The sequence below is a fragment of the Anabaena sp. CA = ATCC 33047 genome, from assembly GCF_963870205.1.
GTDB lineage: Bacteria > Cyanobacteriota > Cyanobacteriia > Cyanobacteriales > Nostocaceae > Trichormus.
The window spans coordinates 99353-99880 of the sequence record NZ_CAWMSA010000085.1 but is presented as its reverse complement, the minus strand read 5'-3'; the positions used below and the strand labels follow the sequence as shown (position 1 = coordinate 99880).

Here is a 528-nt window from a genome sequence, read left to right as displayed (position 1 = left end):
CGTGGTGCAGCCCAAAATATTATTCCTTCTTCCACAGGTGCGGCGAAAGCAGTCGCACTGGTATTACCAGAGTTGAAGGGTAAATTAACTGGGATGGCTTTCCGCGTGCCTACCCCGGATGTTTCTGTAGTGGATTTAACCTTCAAAACTAACAAAGCCACCAGTTACAAAGAAATCTGTGCAGCGATGAAAGCTGCTGCTGAGGGTTCATTGGCAGGGGTTTTAGGTTACACAGATGAAGAAGTAGTGTCTACAGATTTTCAAAGCGATCGCCGCTCCAGTATTTTTGATGCGGGTGCTGGTATTGAATTAAACACCAACTTCTTCAAAGTGGTCGCTTGGTATGACAACGAGTGGGGCTACTCCAACCGTGTAGTTGACTTAATGTTGTCAATGGCACAGAAAGAACAATTGGCTGCGGTTTAAGAAGGGAAAGGGGAATAGGGCGTAGGGGAGATGAGGGAGTTATACCAATTCGCAATTCGCAATTCGCAATTCGTAATTAAGAAACTTAGATGAGGGAGATTT

1 pseudogene is annotated in these 528 nt (G+C 45.3%); it reads left to right on the top strand.

Going from position 1 to position 528, the window contains the following annotated elements:
• Positions 1-426, top strand: a pseudogene (locus AACS98_RS22720) (type I glyceraldehyde-3-phosphate dehydrogenase); the annotation flags it as partial.
• Positions 427-528: the final 102 nt, after the last annotated feature.